Here is a 16,729-nt window from a genome sequence, read left to right on the forward strand (position 1 = left end):
GACAAACTGCGTACATTTATTGGTTATAATACATTTATTGTCACCAATTTGAAATTTGGGGATTTTTGCATCCTGACAGGCGGATATTATACACTATATATGGGTATCACCTAGATAGAGAAGCAATATGCCTTACAACGATACACCACACAAAGGAGACGTTTATGGATACCTCTACACATTTTGTCATGGGGATTGGTTTAGCCGGTCTCGCTTATGTCGATCCTGTCGTCGCAGCAAGCCCTATGCTTGCAGCTGCGGTAATGGTTGGCACGATCGCTGGTTCCCAGGCCCCTGACATCGATACTGCGTTACGTCTCAAAAGCAATTCGCTTTACATTCGGAATCATCGGGGCTTGTCACACTCTCTGCCATTTCTCCTGTTATGGGTTCTGCTCATCACCGGCGTCATTGCACTGATATTCCCTGGTGTCCCTATTGGACACGTTGCCACTTGGACCGCTGTAGCCGTAGGCGTTCACGTATTCACTGATCTGTTCAACACCTATGGAACCCAAGCCGCCCGGCCTTTTACGGAACGCTGGATCGCCTGGAACATCATTCATATTTTTGATCCGTTTCTATTCTCCACGCATGTCGTGGCTATCCTGTTATGGGCCTTTGACCTGATCGCCCCTGCACCACTCTTCGTTACGTTGTATAGCTTGACCGGTTTATATTATATATGGCGGACGATTGCTCGTGCACAAGCGGTCAGAAAGGTTCGTCGTCTCGACAACAGCCCAGAGCGAGCAAGGTACATCGTCATTCCGACGATATCCTGGAACCGCTGGCATGTGGTTAAAAGAGTGGAGGACGGCAGTTATGAGATTGGTAAAATGGATGGTTCTAATCTGATATGGAGTCTGCACGCGTCGTCTTCTACTCATGCGGCGGTTGCTGCTTCACGCAAATCGCCGGAAGTTAGTGCCTTCCTCTATTTCACTTCCTATGCGGTGGCCGAGGTTGAAGAATTGCCTGCAGGTTACAAGGTACGCTGGGCTGATGTGCGTTATCGACACCGTAAACAATATCCATTTGTCGCTGTAGTCGTAATGGATCGAAATTTTGAAACGATTGATACGTATGTAGGCTGGTTAAGCGATGAGAAGATGGATAAAAAACTTTTATCCGCACGCCCTTGACGAAGCGAGCATGGCAAGGCACAATCAGACATAGGAACTGATACGCGAGAAAGCCCGGAGCGTTTCCGCCCCGGGCTTTCTGTTTATCCTGTTTGGTTGCTGTTTGGTTAAGATAAATTATTTGCCAGACCCAGCCAGAGACTGCTCAGCGATTTGTACCAGACGTTTGGTGATATATCCACCCAAAGATCCTGTTTCACGGGAAGTGTAGTTACCATAGTAACCGTCTTGCGGGATAGTTACACCCAGTTCCTGTGCAGCCTCGATTTTCAATTGTTGCAGTGCTGAATTTGCCTGAGGTACCACCAAGTTGTTAGAACGAGATCCTTGAGCCATATTTATAATCTCCCTTCAATCTGTGTCTGTAATGTAATTGCAAGCTTGCAAGATTATTATGGCTCGTACGCTTCAGGTTATACGGAATTTTACTAAATTTGTAGATGGAGGTTTTTCCCAATGAGCAAAGGCTTATCCTTGTGGTTCGCATTCTCTTCGATTATCTTGTTAGCGGTTACAGCAATTACGATCTCCTACTCCGGTTGGTTAGCCGCACTACTATTTGTCCTGTCCATGGCCAACATTGGCTGGGGATTTGTGATTCGTGCCAAAAAAGAACGTCAGGAAGTTCGCTCGGCTGCTTCGGAGCCTACTTCTTGAGCAGGTCATTTTATAACTTAATATTTGAACGCACAAATAAAGAGGAGCCTTCAATAGGGCTCCTCTTTATTCATGTTAACTATTCATGCCATTACATATGAAAATCTTGTTTAGCACTACAGTTTGCGTTTAGGTACAAACCCCATACGTTCTTTCACTGCATCCAGCGTTTGAGCAGCAACTTCTTCTGCGCGGCGCGCTGACGTATCGAGAACATCGGCTAATTCGCCAGACTCACGAATCTCATTATAGCGTTGTTGTAATGGTTCAATAACAGACACAACCACTTCAGCCAGTTCCTTTTTGAACGGACCGTACATCTTGCCTTCATAACGCTCAGCTACTTCCTTAAGCGTCATACCCGCACATTCAGCGTAGATGCTCATCAGGTTGCTAACTTCAGGTTTGTTCGCTGGATCGTATACGACTTCACGTCCCGAATCTGTTGTAGCACGGCTGATTTTTTTGCGAATAACATCTGGCGGATCGAGTAGAGCAATATAGCTGCCAGCGTTAGGGTTACTTTTGCTCATTTTCGAAGAAGCATCGTCAAGTGACATTACCCGTGCACCCACCTGTGGAATATACGGATCTGGAATGGTGAAGTACTCCCCGTAACGGTGGTTAAAGCGTCCTGCCAGATCACGTGTCAGTTCCAGATGCTGCTTCTGATCCTCGCCCACGGGTACAAGATCAGCATTGTATAACAAAATATCAGCTGCCATTAATGACGGATACACGAACAGTCCGGCACCAACAGAATCTTTACCGGATGATTTATCCTTAAACTGAGTCATGCGTTCAAGCTCACCCATGGAGGTCAGCGTCGTCATCAACCAGCCCAATTCCGCGTGTTGCGGTACATGGGACTGCAGAAATACATTAGATTTCGATGGGTCAATACCTGCTGCAATAAACAGCGCAGCTACAGCTTCTGACTGTTCACGTAATGCTGCTGGCTCCTGAGCCACGGTGATGGCGTGAAGATCAACCACCATGAAATGACACTGATAGTCATGCTGGAGTTTTACAAAGTTTTTGATTGCACCAATATAGTTGCCCAATGTGAGCTTGCCGCTCGGTTGAATACCTGAAAGTACTGTTTTCATTGCACATAACGCCTCCCTGATTGTAAATAAAAATCTCCCACCATTCTCTGCGAACGCAAAAAGGCCCCACATCCGCAAGGGACGTGAGACCGTGGTGCCACCCTTATTCGCTTTTCTTCCATTGCCCCTGACCCTGATCAGTCAAGCTGAAGAAATGCCTTCATTGTTCCGTAACGTGGATTATACGGCAGACTCTAGTGGGGCAAGCCCGTCTTTCGGCTTCGCCTGTTCAAATCCACACTCAAGGGTCCATTCGGTAAAGAGCTCACACCGGTTTGCATCAACCACCGGCTTTCTGAAGAGGATTCTCTTGGCCTACTTGTCCCTGTCATCGATTTCTTGTCATTTAGTTCTAATAAATGCTTTCAGAGTTCCATCTTAATGCGCACAGGCACGAATGTCAAAATGAGATGAACTTTTTTACCCGACACACTAAAATCTGTTATGATGGAATTGCTTATCCTATTGTTAACTTCACACGAAGTCGGGCAGGAAATAGCTGGCATGTACACAATGACACGCCTGCAGCAGTAGCGTCATCACGACTGCTTGCAGACAGATTTCAAGTGGGAAAAGGAGCATCGATATGAAACAAGTGACCAAAGGCCAATGGAATGGTTACGACACGTATATCCTACATAGCCGTGAATTGGAAATTACCCTGCTGCCGCGTCTTGGAAATAATATTATTTCTATTCGCGATTTAGTGCAGGACAGAGATGTCGTCCGCCGTCCGGATGAAGACGATCTTGCCTTTTATCTGCAGAAGCCGTACCATTTTGGCGTTCCTCTCCTGATTCCACCAGGGCGCATTCATCGTGGACAATTTGAATATGAAGGGGTTCGTTACCAGTTCGATCAGAACACGGCGAATGACAACCATATTCACGGTCTCCACCGTACCCAATCCTGGTGTGTCAGTGACATTGAGGAAGATGAAGACGGCTGTGCAATTACAACCGAATTACTGACTGAAAATGAAGAGCACTGGATGGCTCAATTCCCGATTCCCTTGAAGCTTGAGATGACGTTCAGTCTGCAAAATGCTGTATTTAGCCAGCGTCTGCGAGTCACCAATCTGAGCTCAACACCTGCTCCTTTTGGGATGGGATATCATACATGGTTTTTGCTAGACGGCAAACCTGCCGACTGGACATTACAAGTACCTGTTTCCGGCCTATACGGACAGAATGAAGAACAACTTCCTACTGGTGAAATAGAATCTCTAGGTGAATGGTCTGCTCTGAACGAAGGCATCAACATGCAGGGACGCAACTGGGATACTTTGTTGAAAGCTACCGAAGGTGAACCAGCCACGGCTTACTTACGCAGACAAGATGGATATACATTGAAATATTCAGCAGATGAAGCAGTTTTCAAACATTGGGTTCTCTTTACCAAAGGTGAATCTGATCAGTTCTTGTGCATCGAACCGTACACTTGGCTCCCGGATGCACCTAATTTGGCTTTATCGGATGAGCAGACGGGGTTAATTCGCCTGGAACCGGAACAGCCTGTTGAGCTATTTACACGTATCGAGGTTATACCTCCTACAGACTAAGTGAGCTTATCATCCTCTATGTTGCTTTTCGCATATCACCCTATATTTTTTATAACCTTATACAACTTGCCGACCCGCATTGGGTCGGCTTTTTGATGTGACATGTCTACTATTGATTATCCATATTTTCCCTTACGCCATATCATGTATATTTCCGTATTCTCTAACCATACTAACATCACCAACCCATAAGGAGGTGACACATATGTACGGAAGTCAAAACCAAGGTAGCGGTAGCCGCTCCAACAACCTGGTCGTTCCCCAAGCAACTGCAGCATTGCAACAATTGAAAATTGAAGCTGCACAAGAGCTGGGTGTAACTATTCCACAAGATGGTTACTACGGTAACTATACTTCCCGTGAGACAGGTTCTCTGGGTGGATACATCACTAAACGTCTGGTGCAAATCGCTGAGCAGCAATTATCGGGTCGTTCGTAAGCTCGTAATTTTTGCTTGAGCCTGAGCAGAATCCAAAGTAAAAGCGGCCTTCTTCGGAAGTGCCGCTTTCTCTTGTGCAACTAGTTAGGAGGTCGACTCCATACCTGAATCCTTGTATGTATTGGTTCTAGGGTAACGAATCATCAGGCTCGCCATATTGTAATTAGACTCCATTGTTGCATCCACCAAAATCATACCTTGTCTTACTGTGAAGTCGTACGATATCTCGCCATGCGTCCAATTGCGTTTGAATTTCAACGTCTCCAGTGCCATTGCCCGGAAAGAAGTTCTCTGGGTTTCGTTCAGCCCCCCTTCCTCCACATCCATCTGCCCATCTCGTCCAGCTATCGGATTATGTCGAATACCGAATTTCCCAATTACGTTGTTTCGTATTTGCACAAAAACCACTCCTGAATCTAACCCTGACAACTCATTATCAAGTTCTTTGAATACCAGATCCAACTGTCTCGCTAATGAAAGCTCATCAATTTTCATATTAACACTCTCCTTATATGCTTATAGTCCTATATGGTAAGGACTTACGACTCATTATATGACATCATATGTGCTCATTCAACAAACAACGGCAAAGTTGGGTATTTCTAACTATGATTTGCACAATTAATTGCCATTCCACTCCCTTAAACTGAGCTTTTTCACTTAATTACGACAAAATATTCGAGAATCGAAAATGAGGATTCTGAACAAAAAAAGCTGCAATCCAGTGTCTGTTAAACACCGGATTGCAGCCATTTCATATATATATCCAACCTATTTTTCGATTGCTGTCATCTGTAGAAACTGCTCAATATCGGCAATGACCAAGTCTGCAGCATTTTTCCAGAAATCCGGTTGTGTCAGGTCCGTACCCAGATGTTTCTGAGCAAGTTCTTCGACTGTCATTCGCCCTGTATCCCGCAACAAATCATCATATTTATCGGCAAATGCTGTTCCTTCTTGCTGTGCTCTCGCATAGATTCCCGCACTGAACATGTACCCAAACGTGTATGGGAAGTTATAGAATGGCACACCTGTCAGGTAGAAATGCAGTTTAGATGCCCAGAAGTGAGGATGATCTGATGCAAGCACGCCACAGAACGCTTCCTCCTGTGCCTCCACCATTAATTTGGATAGCTCATCCGCGTTAACCAAGCCTTTTTTACGTTGTTCATAGAAACGATTCTCAAACAGGAACCGGGCATGGATATTCATAAAGAACGCCACACTGCGCTGTATCTTGTCTTCCAGCAACGCCAGCTTCTCTTGTTCATCTGTTGCCGCCTGTACCAGGGCATCTGCTACAATCAGTTCAGCAAACGTGGAAGCCGTCTCGGCCACATTCATCGCATAACGCTGATTCAATGCGGGCAGCTCTTCCATAATGTGTTGATGATACCCATGACCAAGTTCATGCGCAAGAGTCGACACATTGGACGGCGTCCCGGAGAAGGTCATGAAAATTCGAGTTGCTTTGCTAAGTGGCAAAGACGTACAGAATCCTCCTGGACGCTTGCCAGGACGGTCTTCTGCTTCGATCCAGCGTTTCTCAAAAGCCATCTCTGCAAACGAGGAAAGTTTAGGACTGAACTTGGCAAACTGTTCAACAATATTGATTGCTGCCTCATCGTAAGTGATTTTGCCACTCGATTGGCCTACAGGTGCTTCTACGTCGCTCCAGCTCAGCTTGTCTACCCCCAGCAGTTCTGCCTTGCGCTCCAGATATTGAACAAGCGCAGGCTTCGCCCCGTTAATCACATCCCACATCGTATCCAGTGTTTGACGAGACATCCGGTTGATGGCCAGAGGTTCTTTGAGGATATCATCCCAGCCACGTTTCTCATATAACTTCAGACGGAATCCTGCGAGGTGGTTCAGTGTATCTGCACAGAAATCTTCGACATCCGTCCAAGCCTGCTCCCAGTTTGCGAATACCGTCTCGCGTACATTCCGATCACTATCGCTCAGCTTGTTGGCAGCCTGTCCTGCGGACAGCATCACCGTTTCCCCATCTTGCTCAAATGGAATGTTTACCTTGCTGACAATCGTATTATAGAATTTGCCCCAACCATGGTAACCATCCACACCCAGATCCAGAGCAAGGCCTTCCAGTTCCGGCGACAGCTTCTCACGAGCCAGCGTACGACTCTCGTTCAATACAAATGCCAGCGGCTGGATATCTTCCCGAGCAATCCACGCGTCCCACACCGAATCCGATGTCTGACTAAGTGTATTATCGAACTTCGACTTACTGCCATTCAGCATCGCAGCAAGGGAACTGATGGCTCCCTGAAGCTGCGTTGCCTTCTTGTCCTTCTGGTTTTGTGATGAGAGGCAGGATACAAAAGCAGAACCTTCCGATATGCGGACATAGCAGCTTTGCAGCAGTTCCAAAATGGGATCAAATGCAGCCGTCTCTTCTAATGAAGCCGGAGCGGATGTTTCGTTCAACAGATGTTGCAGTTTGCGTACATCCTCTTCCAGTTCAATCAGATACGCAGCGAATGTTTCGGAGGAAGAACCTCCACTAAAAATGGACTCCAGATCCCATACGGGGTGTAATGGCGTTTTCATTTAATAAGGCACCTCTCTCTATAGATTGGATGGTTATACTTGAATTAAAAACTGGTTTTCTGTGTGCTGTATCTCTATACTAGAGAAATACTTATAGCAACTCTCAGGAGGTAATCGTATGAAACCTTTACAAGTATCGGCTGATACAGCCGTCAAATTAGCAGAATCCTTGGGCGTACCTTTGGAACATCTGATGCACATGCCCCAACATATCCTGATGCAGAAGATTGCGGAACTTGCCAAACAAGAAGCCTCCAAACCTTCCGTAACAGAAGGCGAAAAAGAATGATTCCGTTTGAAAACAGTTGGCCTTACGATATCGTCATGGGGGACATCTATGTACAGCAATGTCCGTACTGTCATGCAAGCAATGTGCTGCTCCCCCTTAAACCGAAAGAGCTTGTGCTCATTCGCGAAGGAAAAAAGAAATTACTGGTCTTCCCCTGCTGTAATGCAAGCATGACCGTGATCGACAACGACAGTGACTATTTGTTATCCAGCCGTCCTGTTCGTAACTAAGATGTGTCTTAAATCCAAGGATGATCTAGAGGTGGCTACGTTTCGTAGCCTCTTTTTCTACTTCTATATAAGTTGAACGAAAGAAACTAGCAATTAAAAGCGAATGCAAAGGCGGTCAATGATGACACGAGGATTCTTCATGATTTCATCCATAAACTGCCCTACACGTAGACGAATTTCAGAGACAGTAGAGTAGAACACATTATTGACTATACTGGACTTGAGCCATTTCCAAAGTCCTTCTACAATATTGAACTGCGGGCTATAAGGTGGCAGAAATACAAACTCAAGCCTGTTCTTCTGTTCTTGCAGGAAAGGCTGCAGCAGCTTGGCATGATGAATACGAGCATTATCTAATACGATCATAAGCTTTCCTGTCGGATACGCCGCAAGGATCTTCCGGAGAAAAGCAAGAAAGGTTTCAGCGGTATATTGCTCGTCTTCTTGCCAAACGATTTGTCCGGTCTCATAGTCAATCGTTGCGAGCAGCTTGACCCCGCGATGCTTTCCTGTGGTTGGAATGATGCGCTGTTTTCCTCGAAGAAACCACGTTTTCTGAATGGCTTGGTAATCCCGAATCATGGACTCATCCTCAAACAGCAAGTGATCGATCTCTTCGTTTAGTAGCTTTTTTTCAATTGAGGAAAGGTTGTTTCGGTGAACTGACGCTGTTTCTCCGGATCTGCTGCTGCAAGCGTGTAGGTCGGTTTTGTATAGCTGAGTCCTAAGCGTTCCATGAGCTTGGAGATACCGCGGAGCGAGTAACGATGGCCCCATTCTCGTTCTACATACAAGGCAATAAGCTCAAGTGTCCAGTTGTGCCTAGCTGCAAAACCAACCTCATGAGGAACCGAGTAGGCGATAATTTGCTTGAGTTGAGTCTGTTGTTTCTTCGACAACCGACTAGGAGCACCCGATGAATGCTTGAGCTGCAAGGCTGCTATTCCACCGTTTTGGTATGCATGAATGTAACCACTCACTGTCATTCGATTTCGATTCAGAATATCAGCAATCGCCACGATGGATGTGCCTCTCAAATGCAAATAGATGGCCTGATAGCGTTCGTACATCCGTCGCTCTTTGGCTTGTTTCATAGCTTCTCTTACTTTCTCCAGTTCGGTATGCTTATTCATGGCGATCCCCACTTGTCCGTTTTTTTAGATTATAATTTCAATTCGACAAATGGAGCGTTTTCCCTTTAAGGCTTTGCTAAAATCTTTAATTCAATTTATATAGCATCTCTTCGGGAAGTTCCAGCTTGCCTGAAATCATCTGCTCGCGCAGCACGGCCCACTGTTCTCTTGAAGCACGAATCATAGCCGCATCAGTGATCCGCTTGTCATGAATGACCTTACCGAACCATTGCACTGCTTCATTGAACCGCCCTACTCTGCGATTCAACTCCCCGAGCAAATACAACAGTTTGGCTTCATTGCCACCCGTTCCTTCCCGTTCGAACACCTTCACATAAGCTTCAAGGCTAAATTCAAGAAAACGATGTTCCTGTGCATGGTCCTCCATATAACGATACAACCAAGCTATATGATGCAGCAGGCCAGCGACAACACGGTCTTTCTCCTGGATAACCTGGGCGCACAGCAAGGCAAGCTTGTACGTAGCCAGCGCCTGTTCCAGTGTCCGTGCTCCGCTGTAGTCACGTTTTACCCAGCGGTTACCGATCTGTTCCTTGAAAGCCTTGCGCTGAGCATCATTCAAATGCTCCGTTGCGTTCTCCGTGGAAGCAAATCCACACTGCGGACAGATGCGAACCACATAAAAGTCCGGATTCTCCAGCTTGTAGTAAGTACAAAAATCGGAATCCGTCCGGTAGGGCCTTTTCAAGCTCGGTCTTACCCGTGAGGTGTCATACTCAGTTTCACAATAGTGACACGTTACCTTCACCTTATACAGCGGCTCTAATTCCACTCGGTTCCCCATCCCTCTCCCGTACGCTTATAATCATATTCGGAACTACGGTGTATTTACAAAATGATGTGCAGGCCCGGATAAACGCTGCAGAATAAACGAATGCAAGGGCTCCTCCACACCAATCTGTGTTAACGCTTGATTCATACATGCAAGCCAAGCCTCAGCCCGTTCAACCGTCACTTCAAAATGCATATGACGGGCACGCATCATCGGGTGTCCAAACGCCTCGGAAAACAGCCCCGGACCTCCAAAAAATTGAGACAAAAACATATACTGCTTGTCGATGACCGGCTGAATATCTTCCGGGAAAAGCGGAGCCAGTTGCTCATTCTGCTGAACGATCGGATAGAAAGCCTCGACCAGTGCTCGAACACCTTTCTCACCACCAAGATTGTCATAAATACTCAAACTAGGATTCATTCGTCTGATTCCCCTTTCTGTTGTCGAATTTTGCAATATATTACACGTTCCGTGAACATTGTGAAAACAGTAACAATATCCAGGCCACAAAAGCCTTTATCTCCATTCTATCAAAAAAAACCAAAAAGTCCTATATAACATGAAATCATCAGGACACATAACCTGCCATCTGTATATAGGACCTTATTCAAAACATCGCACAAAAAAAGCGCCAACCGCATAGGTTGGCGCACTAGATATTCCATTAATAACTCCGCCAGTCCTCTTCCTCAGAGCGTACCAGCGAGGCACGTATCACATATACAAAAGCACAGACCAGGATTCCGGTGACAAGACTCATGATCATCACTCCATCCGAATTGAATTCCACCTTGGAGACAATTAGGTGACGTTCAGGCGTTTTTCTCATTTTAGCACACATCACTCAAAAACACAGCCACTTTTGCAAGCGCTTTCTACGTATAATTTTGTACTGTTTGTCCGCTTTTTTTCATATATTGATGGCAAAAGCGCCACTGATTACTGCACACCGACCATTCCAAAAAATAAAGGAGAAGAATTCATGGCTGCTCCACAACGACTCACCCATGTCCTGGTCACACTCGCTCTCCTGATCCTTTGTGTGTTAATGGTCTTGTTTCCCGCGGAAACCTGGCATGCCGGTGTACGCGGACTGTCCATCTGGTGGGACGTATTGTTTCCCTCCCTTTTTCCTTTTTTGGTGCTGTCCGAGCTACTACTCGGCTTCGGTATTGTTCATTTTTTGGGTACCTTGCTGAATCCATTAATGCGTCCATTGTTTCGTGTTCCCGGAAGCGGTGGTTTCGTATTTGCCGTAAGCTGTGCATCCGGTTATCCTACAGGGGCTAAACTGACCGCCCAGTTATGGGAACAAAAGCTGGTTACCCGGGAAGAAGGAGAACGTCTCGTTGCCTTCACCACATCATCCGATCCGATCTTCATGATTGGCGCGGTATCGGTTGGCTTCTTCCACAATGTCGCCATTGCGCCAGTATTGGTTGCGAGCCATTACGCTGCTGCTTTTCTGGTGGGTGTGCTCATGCGTTTCCACGGGGGGACAGCGAAAGGATCACAGCCAGACATCCCTTCTCCATCTCTAGCAGAGAAGGTACATCGGAACAGACTGGTCCGTGCCATCTATGCGATGCATGAAGCAAGAAAGGCTGACGGACGGGCATTTGGTGAACTGTTGCGCCAGGCAGTCTCCTCATCCCTTCGCCTTATTATTATCGTAGGGGGGCTGGTTGTATTCTTCTCGGTCATGATGGAGTTACTTGTGCAGACCGGTTGGCTTGGCGGATTGTACGGGATTACAGAGCAGTTGCTGCGGCATACCGGATTGCCTCCATCCTTATCCCCAAGCCTGGTCGGGGGTCTATTTGAAGTAACCTTGGGGGCTAAGGAGGCTGGAGGTATCAGCACCTCCATTCCACTCGTCTATAAAGTAGCGGCAGCTGCCTTTGTACTCTCCTGGGGCGGATTATCCGTCCATGCCCAGATAATGAGTGTCCTTAGCAACACACCCATGAGATACGGTCCCTTTCTATTTGCCAGAGCAATTCATGCGTTAATCGCACCGGTGTTAGTCCTACTGTTGTGGACACCCATGATGGGCCGTTCCTCTTCCCCCGTTCTCATGGAGCCCGGTTTCATCCCATCGTTATCGACGTATACACCGGACTGGGGCCTGATCTTCGTGTCGGGAATGATTGTTTTTGCAAGCCTCATCGTGTTGTTGCTATTCTTAGCGATATTAAGTTCTCTACTTCTGCCAAGACATGCGAAAAAATAAGTCCACTATTCACCTATATTTCACTGAATATGCATCCAAACGTTGTGTTCTTCCGCGGAATTGATTATCATCGGTAGTATAATGACCACAAAGGAGCTTTCATCTTGAGATACTATGTTCAAGACCGCGGAGACCAGTTATCGATTGATCTCAGTCAGCAGTTTCATGCGCTGGCGAAGGAAGAAGGGTTCAAGCTGGATGCAGAATCGCCGGAGATTGTCATCTCCATCGGGGGCGATGGTACGATGTTACAAGCATTTCACAATTTCATCGACCGCATTCCGGATATTGCTTTTGTTGGGGTTCATACAGGCCATCTCGGCTTTTACGCCGATTGGAAGAAGGAAGAATTACGCGAATTAGTTCGGCTGATGAGTGGCAAGGGAGATCCGGAGCGTCTCAAACCACGCATTGTACAATATCCTCTGTTGGAGCTTGAGATTCGTAAAAAGTCAGGGAACTCCTCTTACATCGCCCTTAATGAGTTTACGTTAAAAGGTGTGGACGGTACCGTCGTGGCCCAGGTCGATATTAACGATGTGACATTTGAAATGTTCCGTGGGGATGGAATCTGTGTATCCACGCCATCAGGCAGCACGGCATACAACAAGGCCCTTGGCGGCGCCATGGTTCATCCAACCATTGAAGCCATTCAGATTGCGGAGATTGCTTCGATTAATAACCGTGTCTATCGTACACTTGGTTCACCGGTTATTTTGCCCAAGCATCATCATTGTGATATTTTCTCTCGCAAGGATCAGCGGTTATTGATGACGATTGATCATGTGAACGTGATGGTGGAGGATCTGATCTCTGTCCGTTGTCAGGTATCCAGTCACAAGGTCAGTTTCGCGCGTTTCCGTCCTTATCCATTCTGGAACCGGGTTCGCACGGCATTTCTCGACTAACATACGCACACCAAAAAAGCGGTCCTTCTCAGGAACCGCTTTTTGCTTTGGCTTGAGGTTGATCTTTGCTCTTATGAAGCACAAAGTACGCACAGCCAAAGTTACAATATTCATTGATATAATCCACCATACTGGCAATCGTGGAATCCTTCGTCGCTTTCGGATGGTTATCGCGGTAAAAACCTTTTAACCTTAACTGGCTATAACCCCAGTCCCCGATAATATAATCATAACGCTCCAGCACTTCACTGTAACGATCACGGAAGACCTCTGGATTCCAGCCTTCTTTGTGGTTCTGTACGATTTCATAATTTTTGCCGCCGATCTGTACAATGACCGGTTCTTTGGGCTTTTCCTCAACTGACTCAACAACTGATTCCTGAACCGGCTCCTGGATCTGTTCCTGAACTTGGTCCTGAATCTGTTCTGTGATTTTTTCTTCTTCCAATCCGGTATCCTCCATCACGCGTGTGTTGCCGCCTGTTCAGCATGTTTGGTAGCCGATTTCACCTGTTCATGCGCATGGTAGGAGCTGCGTACCATTGGGCCGGATTCGACGTGGCTGAACCCACGTTTTAATCCTTCCTGTTTCAATGCAGCGAACTCCTCTGGCGGATAATACTTTTCAACATACAGATGTTTCTCCGATGGCTGCAAATATTGACCAATCGTCATAATATCGCAGTTCACCGCACGAAGATCATCCATTGTTGATAAAATTTCATTATATTCCTCACCTACACCAAGCATAATGCTTGATTTCGTTGGGATGTTAGGTTGCATTTCTTTGGCACGAGCAAGCAATTCCAGTGAACGTTTATATTTCGCCTTGGCACGCACTTTGTCTGACAACCGCTCAACCGTCTCAATATTGTGATTCAGTATGTCGGGTTTGGCATCCATTACTATCTGCAAAGATTCCCGATCGCCCAGAAAGTCTGGAATGAGTACTTCAACGCTGCACAATGGCAAACGCCGCCGTACGGCCTTTACCGTCTCTGCAAAGATCGTAGCTCCCCCGTCCTTCAGGTCGTCACGGGCTACACTTGTAATTACGCAGTGTTGCAGATTCATCTGCTCTGCTGCTTCCGCCACACGTTCTGGTTCCTGCAAATCAAGCTCCGTTGGCAAGCCTGTGTTCACCGCGCAAAAACGGCATGCCCTTGTGCAAATGTCGCCCAAAATCATAAAAGTGGCCGTTCGATTGGCCCAGCATTCATAAATATTCGGGCACCGTGCTTCCTCACATACCGTATGCAGCGTTTTGGAACGCATCATCGTTTTCATTTCCTGATAGTTATCGCCGGTTGTCAATTTGATCCGAATCCAATCCGGTTTCGGTTCTTTAACACGTTTAGCCAATGCATAAACCTTCTTTCTACTGAAGTTAGGCTGTTGCTCGGAACATATTATACCATGAAAGCGTTGGAAAAACTCCCATTTGTCACATCTTGTGCATTCATGCCCGATATGGACAATTTGCATCATTCGATTCATCCCAAGTGCTGACATGGATAAAATGAGAACTTTTGAAGAACGCTAACCTTTAGCTTGGTTCATCGGGTACCTTGTATCATTTTAATGGAAAGGGGCTGCTTCCCAGTGCAACAACGCTTGACCTTCAGGCACACGTACCGCTTTTGGATCAAAACATTACTTGCAGGTACTCTGCTTATCCCATTCTTGCCTGTTGATGTTTACGGTGAACCCGCCCAGGCCACTCCCAAACCACAGGCAGCTGAGCTAAAGCCCGCAGAAATCTTCGCTGCACGTCGCCATTTATATGAGAGCATCGGTCAGATGACTCAGATCCCCTGGTACAGGCTGGCCGCCATTGATCAGTATGAACGTACGATTACCCGTGCACACCCGAAGGATCGCAAGCATCCGGAGCGGCTCACAGGTGTCTTCATGACCTCTCCGGCCTGGAGGGGATGGCTAAATCCGGATGAGACGGATCAACATCCGGCATCCATTCTTTTTTTCAAAGGATATGGACGTGATGGTTCAGGAGACGGTATAGCTGATGCCAATAATGATCAGGATGTGCTATACAGCATGGCTTCTGTTATTCAGGGTTATGGGAACAAGCAAGAGGACTTCAACATTGCCTTGTGGGAATATTATCACAACTCCCGTGCTGTACAACGCATACAGCAATTCGCGAAGTTATATGAGCATTTTGACAATCTGGATCTATTTGGACATGCCTTTCCGGTCCCGCTTGGAACTAACTACTCCTATCGCAGCACCTGGGGGACGAAACGAAGCTGGGGTGGCTATCGCATTCATGAGGGAACCGACATCTTTGCTCCACATGGCCTGCCTGTACGCAGCACCTGTTACGGAGTCGTGGAGATCAAAGGCTGGAATCCGTTTGGCGGCTGGCGCATCGGAATCCGTGATTTGAACAACCACTATCATTACTACGCCCATCTCTCGGGTTTTGACAAGAGCGCACGCATCGGTGAAGTGGTTATCCCCGGTCAGGTCGTGGGTTGGGTAGGTAGTTCAGGTTACGGGAAACCTGGAACACAGGGCAAATTCCCTCCGCATCTGCACTACGGGATCTACCGGGACAGTGGACTGCACGAATGGTCGTTCGATCCTTATCCACAGCTGAAACATTGGGAACAGGATGAACGCAGAAAAAAGAATAATAAGAACAAGTGAGTCGAGGATATGTACAAAAGGCATTCAAAAAAGGGACCTCTTGGATAGAGGTCCCTTTTCGCTTTACTTATTAAAATGTGATTTACGGCTGCGCGTCCTTATTAGGCTGCACTCCCCCATGGATATCAGGCAGATCTGGCTCAAATTCAAGTTCGCCCCCTTGCAAATGGTCTGACGGCGCCTGTTGCTGGTTCTGGCTTGGGGGATTCGTAGTCACCCCATTACCGCTTGATACACCCGTATGACCTGATGGCAGCGCAATAGCTGGCGCCTGACTGCCGTTACTGCCTACCGGCTTGCCCTGATTATCGTAATAATACATAGGCACATCCCCGACAACCAAAAGATAGGAAATCGGGATTTCTGTATCAACCGTTTCAGGCTCCATATCGAAGGGCACCACGACCGCGACCTCAGCAATGATGTGAATGTACACTTCCACCAAGATCATGTTAATACCTGCATTCTGTTGACGGGTGTTTAGGTCCACTTTGACAGCGCCTTGAGGTTCAATACGAACCGGTATACTCGGACCAAATGAAGCCATCATGGGACTGCCCAGCGCCTGACCTAGCGGTATCTTTTCTTTTAACATGTGTACATTCTGAAGCGTGGATTGCACAATATTCATCGTACTTGCGGTGATTCGCATATGCTCATTGTAGTTCAGCATGAAACCGGACACTTTCCCGGCAGTATCCGTCTTCCAATCAATCAGCCCTTCGTTGGTTTTGCCGTCTGCCACCTGAGCTGTAATCGCCTTGTTGATCGCTTCGGTCGCAATCTGCTTCACTCTGATCTTGGCCAAGTGCATGATTGGAGGCTTCATTTTCTTATCTACATAGGCAAAACCCTGCATTAAACAAAACGCTGTCACCAGTAAAATGATCAACCACATTTTGCGCTTGCCGCTTGGCGGCTTACGGCGTCTCCGGCTTCGCCATCTTCTTCTCATCATCGAAGTGTCCCTCCCCTACGGGATGAG

20 protein-coding genes and 1 other annotated feature are annotated in these 16,729 nt (G+C 46.9%); of the genes, 9 read left to right on the plus strand and 11 right to left on the minus strand.

What is annotated here, in order from left to right; translation table 11 throughout:
• Positions 1-164 precede the first annotated feature (164 nt).
• Positions 165-1,145 (plus strand): metal-dependent hydrolase, encoded by a 981-nt coding sequence (locus tag MHI06_RS24340; RefSeq protein WP_340399375.1) that lies wholly within the window; start codon positions 165-167, stop codon positions 1,143-1,145.
• A 117-nt stretch (positions 1,146-1,262) separates the two neighbouring features.
• Here MHI06_RS24340 and MHI06_RS24345 read toward each other — a convergent pair whose 3' ends face one another.
• A complete protein-coding gene (locus MHI06_RS24345; protein ID WP_017692386.1) occupies positions 1,263-1,481 on the minus strand; it encodes an alpha/beta-type small acid-soluble spore protein in 219 nt (72 codons plus the stop codon).
• Between the two features lie 120 nt (positions 1,482-1,601).
• On the opposite strand from MHI06_RS24345, the gene MHI06_RS24350 reads away from it, so the two are divergent.
• Positions 1,602-1,802: a hypothetical protein gene (locus tag MHI06_RS24350; RefSeq protein WP_340399376.1), complete on the plus strand. Its 201-nt coding sequence runs from the start codon at positions 1,602-1,604 to the stop codon at positions 1,800-1,802.
• 116 nt (positions 1,803-1,918) lie between these two features.
• On the opposite strand, the gene trpS is transcribed toward MHI06_RS24350, so the two are convergent.
• Positions 1,919-2,911 (minus strand): tryptophan--tRNA ligase, encoded by a 993-nt coding sequence (gene trpS, locus MHI06_RS24355; RefSeq protein ID WP_169480646.1) that lies wholly within the window; start codon positions 2,909-2,911, stop codon positions 1,919-1,921.
• A gap of 74 nt (positions 2,912-2,985) precedes the next feature.
• Positions 2,986-3,252 (minus strand) — a binding site (T-box leader).
• 245 nt (positions 3,253-3,497) lie between these two features.
• Between trpS and MHI06_RS24360 the strand changes: the two genes are divergently transcribed.
• Both MHI06_RS24360 and MHI06_RS24365 read left to right on the plus strand, forming a co-directional pair.
• Positions 3,498-4,472 (plus strand): aldose 1-epimerase, encoded by a 975-nt coding sequence (locus MHI06_RS24360; protein WP_340399377.1) that lies wholly within the window; start codon positions 3,498-3,500, stop codon positions 4,470-4,472.
• Positions 4,473-4,677: 205 nt separating this feature from the next.
• On the plus strand, positions 4,678-4,911 hold the full coding sequence (locus MHI06_RS24365) for an alpha/beta-type small acid-soluble spore protein (protein ID WP_047841310.1): 234 nt from the start codon (positions 4,678-4,680) through the stop codon (positions 4,909-4,911).
• 84 nt (positions 4,912-4,995) lie between these two features.
• Here the strand turns inward: MHI06_RS24365 and MHI06_RS24370 are convergent, their stop codons facing one another.
• Both MHI06_RS24370 and MHI06_RS24375 read right to left on the minus strand, forming a co-directional pair.
• Entirely contained in the window at positions 4,996-5,406 is a 411-nt protein-coding gene (locus tag MHI06_RS24370; RefSeq protein WP_340399378.1) for an O-methyltransferase, read from the minus strand.
• 276 nt (positions 5,407-5,682) lie between these two features.
• Entirely contained in the window at positions 5,683-7,482 is a 1,800-nt protein-coding gene (locus tag MHI06_RS24375) for a M3 family oligoendopeptidase (RefSeq protein WP_340399379.1), read from the minus strand.
• 118 nt (positions 7,483-7,600) lie between these two features.
• Here MHI06_RS24375 and MHI06_RS24380 point away from each other — a divergent pair, with 118 nt between their 5' ends.
• Both MHI06_RS24380 and MHI06_RS24385 read left to right on the plus strand, forming a co-directional pair.
• The gene (locus MHI06_RS24380) at positions 7,601-7,771 is read left to right on the plus strand and encodes a YycC family protein (protein WP_340399380.1); all 171 of its coding nucleotides are present in this window, start codon (positions 7,601-7,603) and stop codon (positions 7,769-7,771) included.
• A complete protein-coding gene (locus MHI06_RS24385) occupies positions 7,768-8,001 on the plus strand; it encodes a hypothetical protein (RefSeq protein ID WP_062837999.1) in 234 nt (77 codons plus the stop codon). The genes MHI06_RS24380 and MHI06_RS24385 overlap by 4 nt, the downstream gene beginning before the upstream one ends.
• A 93-nt stretch (positions 8,002-8,094) precedes the next feature.
• On the opposite strand, the gene MHI06_RS24390 is transcribed toward MHI06_RS24385, so the two are convergent.
• The 4 genes from MHI06_RS24390 to MHI06_RS24405 all read right to left on the minus strand — a co-directional run bounded on the left by MHI06_RS24390 (position 8,095) and on the right by MHI06_RS24405 (position 10,759).
• A protein-coding gene (locus MHI06_RS24390) for an IS630 family transposase (RefSeq protein ID WP_340398568.1) occupies positions 8,095-9,134 on the minus strand; the annotation gives its coding sequence in 2 pieces (ribosomal slippage) (positions 8,095-8,634 and positions 8,637-9,134; 1,038 coding nt in all).
• Between the two features lie 85 nt (positions 9,135-9,219).
• Positions 9,220-9,927 carry a DUF2225 domain-containing protein gene (locus MHI06_RS24395; protein WP_340399381.1) on the minus strand — a complete coding sequence of 236 codons (708 nt, stop codon included), beginning with the start codon at positions 9,925-9,927 and terminating at the stop codon, positions 9,220-9,222.
• A 45-nt stretch (positions 9,928-9,972) separates the two neighbouring features.
• Positions 9,973-10,350 carry a globin gene (locus MHI06_RS24400; RefSeq protein ID WP_145151723.1) on the minus strand — a complete coding sequence of 126 codons (378 nt, stop codon included), beginning with the start codon at positions 10,348-10,350 and terminating at the stop codon, positions 9,973-9,975.
• A 244-nt stretch (positions 10,351-10,594) separates the two neighbouring features.
• Positions 10,595-10,759 carry a hypothetical protein gene (locus MHI06_RS24405; RefSeq protein ID WP_155984997.1) on the minus strand — a complete coding sequence of 55 codons (165 nt, stop codon included), beginning with the start codon at positions 10,757-10,759 and terminating at the stop codon, positions 10,595-10,597.
• A gap of 153 nt (positions 10,760-10,912) precedes the next feature.
• Between MHI06_RS24405 and ylbJ the strand changes: the two genes are divergently transcribed.
• Together ylbJ and MHI06_RS24415 are read left to right on the plus strand one after the other, a co-directional pair.
• Positions 10,913-12,163: a sporulation integral membrane protein YlbJ gene (gene ylbJ, locus MHI06_RS24410; RefSeq protein WP_340399382.1), complete on the plus strand. Its 1,251-nt coding sequence runs from the start codon at positions 10,913-10,915 to the stop codon at positions 12,161-12,163.
• Positions 12,164-12,267: 104 nt separating this feature from the next.
• Complete coding sequence (locus tag MHI06_RS24415; RefSeq protein WP_036673293.1) at positions 12,268-13,071, plus strand: NAD kinase; 804 nt, start codon at positions 12,268-12,270, stop codon at positions 13,069-13,071.
• A 28-nt stretch (positions 13,072-13,099) separates the two neighbouring features.
• Here MHI06_RS24415 and MHI06_RS24420 read toward each other — a convergent pair whose 3' ends face one another.
• Positions 13,100-13,519: a YutD family protein gene (locus MHI06_RS24420; protein WP_248278130.1), complete on the minus strand. Its 420-nt coding sequence runs from the start codon at positions 13,517-13,519 to the stop codon at positions 13,100-13,102.
• Positions 13,520-13,533: 14 nt separating this feature from the next.
• Entirely contained in the window at positions 13,534-14,433 is a 900-nt protein-coding gene (lipA, locus tag MHI06_RS24425; protein ID WP_017692371.1) for a lipoyl synthase, read from the minus strand.
• Positions 14,434-14,673: 240 nt separating this feature from the next.
• Between lipA and MHI06_RS24430 the strand changes: the two genes are divergently transcribed.
• A complete protein-coding gene (locus MHI06_RS24430; RefSeq protein WP_340399383.1) occupies positions 14,674-15,744 on the plus strand; it encodes a M23 family metallopeptidase in 1,071 nt (356 codons plus the stop codon).
• An 82-nt stretch (positions 15,745-15,826) separates the two neighbouring features.
• On the opposite strand, the gene yunB is transcribed toward MHI06_RS24430, so the two are convergent.
• Positions 15,827-16,702, minus strand: a complete 876-nt coding sequence (gene yunB / locus MHI06_RS24435; RefSeq protein ID WP_169480653.1) for a sporulation protein YunB — start codon at positions 16,700-16,702, stop codon at positions 15,827-15,829.
• Positions 16,703-16,729 lie beyond the last annotated feature (27 nt).

It is taken from the genome of Paenibacillus sp. FSL H8-0079 (assembly GCF_037991315.1).
Taxonomy (GTDB): domain Bacteria; phylum Bacillota; class Bacilli; order Paenibacillales; family Paenibacillaceae; genus Paenibacillus.

Excerpts from the sequence above, each read along its gene's own strand:
- MHI06_RS24340 (WP_340399375.1), top strand. The coding sequence starts at position 165 with ATGGATACCTCTACACATTTTGTCATGGGGATTGGTTTAGCCGGTCTC.
- MHI06_RS24345 (WP_017692386.1), bottom strand. The coding sequence starts at position 1,481 with ATGGCTCAAGGATCTCGTTCTAACAACTTGGTGGTACCTCAGGCAAAT.
- MHI06_RS24350 (WP_340399376.1), top strand. The coding sequence starts at position 1,602 with ATGAGCAAAGGCTTATCCTTGTGGTTCGCATTCTCTTCGATTATCTTG.
- trpS (WP_169480646.1), bottom strand. The coding sequence starts at position 2,911 with ATGAAAACAGTACTTTCAGGTATTCAACCGAGCGGCAAGCTCACATTG.
- MHI06_RS24360 (WP_340399377.1), top strand. The coding sequence starts at position 3,498 with ATGAAACAAGTGACCAAAGGCCAATGGAATGGTTACGACACGTATATC.
- MHI06_RS24365 (WP_047841310.1), top strand. The coding sequence starts at position 4,678 with ATGTACGGAAGTCAAAACCAAGGTAGCGGTAGCCGCTCCAACAACCTG.
- MHI06_RS24370 (WP_340399378.1), bottom strand. The coding sequence starts at position 5,406 with ATGAAAATTGATGAGCTTTCATTAGCGAGACAGTTGGATCTGGTATTC.
- MHI06_RS24375 (WP_340399379.1), bottom strand. The coding sequence starts at position 7,482 with ATGAAAACGCCATTACACCCCGTATGGGATCTGGAGTCCATTTTTAGT.
- MHI06_RS24380 (WP_340399380.1), top strand. The coding sequence starts at position 7,601 with ATGAAACCTTTACAAGTATCGGCTGATACAGCCGTCAAATTAGCAGAA.
- MHI06_RS24385 (WP_062837999.1), top strand. The coding sequence starts at position 7,768 with ATGATTCCGTTTGAAAACAGTTGGCCTTACGATATCGTCATGGGGGAC.
- MHI06_RS24400 (WP_145151723.1), bottom strand. The coding sequence starts at position 10,350 with ATGAATCCTAGTTTGAGTATTTATGACAATCTTGGTGGTGAGAAAGGT.
- MHI06_RS24405 (WP_155984997.1), bottom strand. The coding sequence starts at position 10,759 with ATGAGAAAAACGCCTGAACGTCACCTAATTGTCTCCAAGGTGGAATTC.
- ylbJ (WP_340399382.1), top strand. The coding sequence starts at position 10,913 with ATGGCTGCTCCACAACGACTCACCCATGTCCTGGTCACACTCGCTCTC.
- yunB (WP_169480653.1), bottom strand. The coding sequence starts at position 16,702 with ATGATGAGAAGAAGATGGCGAAGCCGGAGACGCCGTAAGCCGCCAAGC.